The sequence below is a fragment of the Stenotrophomonas sp. HMWF003 genome (genome assembly GCF_003061285.1).
Lineage (GTDB): Bacteria > Pseudomonadota > Gammaproteobacteria > Xanthomonadales > Xanthomonadaceae > Stenotrophomonas > Stenotrophomonas maltophilia_AP.
Genome location: NZ_QAIW01000342.1, coordinates 1 through 1,596, shown reverse-complemented (window position 1 = coordinate 1,596; position 1,596 = coordinate 1). Strand labels below are relative to the sequence as shown.

Genomic DNA, 1,596 nt, shown 5'->3' with positions numbered 1-1,596 from the left:
GAGCAGGAAAGCGGCCTGCGGGTGATCCCGACCGCGCGCGCCGCCCGCCTCACCATGGACCGCGAAGGCATCCGTCGGCTGGCCGCTGAAACCCTGGGCCTGCCCACCTCGCCGTACCGGTTCGTGGATACCGAGGCCGAGTACCGCGCCGCGGTGGCCGCGATCGGCCTGCCGTGCGTGGTCAAGCCGGTGATGTCGTCCTCGGGCAAGGGCCAGAGCACGCTGCGCAGCGAAGCCGACATCGCCCCGGCCTGGGAATACGCGCAGACCGGTGGCCGTGCCGGCGCCGGGCGCTGCATCGTGGAAGGCTTCATCGACTTCGAGTACGAAATCACCCTGCTGACCGTGCGGCATGCGGCCGGCACCGCGTTCTGCGCACCGATCGGGCACTGGCAGAAGGACGGCGACTACCGCGAAAGCTGGCAGCCGCAGCCGATGTCGCCGCGCGCGCTGGCGCGTGCCGAGGAAATCTCGCAGGCGATCACCGACGACCTCGGTGGCTGGGGCCTGTTCGGCGTGGAGCTGTTCGTGAAGGGCGACGAGGTGTGGTTCAGCGAAGTGTCGCCGCGCCCGCATGACACCGGGCTGGTGACGCTGGCGTCGCAGGAGCTGAGCGAGTTTGCCCTGCATGCGCGCGCCATCCTGGGCCTGCCGATTCCGCTGATCCGCCAGAACGGTCCGTCGGCCTCGTGCGCGATGCTGGCCCATGGCGAAGGCGTGCCGTTCTTCAGCAACGTGGCCGAAGCGCTGGTGCAGCCGGATTCGGCGCTGCGCCTGTTCGGCAAGCCGAGCGTGCATGGGCACCGCCGCGTGGGTGTGACCCTGGCGCGGGGCGCGGATATCGATGCGGCGCGCAAGATTGCGCGTGAGGCGGCTGAGGCGATCGGGATCGAATTGCGGTGATCGAACGGGGGCGACGACCTGCGGTCGTCGCCTACCAACCCCGACGCGACGACCAACGGTCGTCGCCTACCGCGGGGGAACGATCAACGCACGTCCACCCACACCAGGTGGTGGTCGCTGCCATCGGCGATCTTCGCTTCCGGGCTTTCGTTGGCCGGCCAGAACACGCCGCTGCCCACGAATGCGAAGCCGACGGAGGGCAGCACGTAGTCCAGCCGCATCGTGCCCGACTTCGGGCCGAAATCGCCGGTGGCATGGAACGGCGCGCCCCTGCGCACGATGCCCTTTTCCGCATACGCCAGGCTGGTCTGCTCGGCGCCCACGCTGCGCGGGGTCGGGTAGCGCAGCACGCGCGGGTTCTCGATCAGCTCCACGATCGCCTCGTGGCGGCCATCGCCGTCGACCGGGTCGTTGTTGAGGTCGCCCAGGATCACGAAGCGGGCGTCCTGCTGCAGGCCACCACACTGGCCTTTGTCGTCACACAGCCAGGGTTTGCTGCCGGCCGCCAGGTATTCCTGCCACAGCCGCAGTTCGTCGTGGTTGCGCGCGGCGTTGCGCTTCTCCGGGCCGTCGAACACCGGCGGGGTGGGGTGGGACACCAGCGCATGCACCACGCCGTTGGGCGTGGTCACCGGTACGTCCCAATGCGACTTGGACGACAGCCGCAGCTGCGACCAGACGTGGTCGTTGTAG

The 1,596-nt window shown here is 69.4% G+C and carries 2 protein-coding genes; one reads left to right on the top strand and one right to left on the bottom strand.

What is annotated here, in order from left to right; genetic code table 11:
• Positions 1–903 (top strand): formate-dependent phosphoribosylglycinamide formyltransferase (gene purT, locus DBR34_RS13700; RefSeq protein WP_258223927.1); only part of this gene is annotated, 903 nt, incomplete at its 5' end.
• Positions 904–986: 83 nt separating this feature from the next.
• On the opposite strand, the gene DBR34_RS13695 is transcribed toward purT, so the two are convergent.
• The coding region (locus tag DBR34_RS13695) for an endonuclease/exonuclease/phosphatase family protein (RefSeq protein ID WP_146186845.1) at positions 987–1,596 on the bottom strand (610 nt) is incomplete at its 5' end.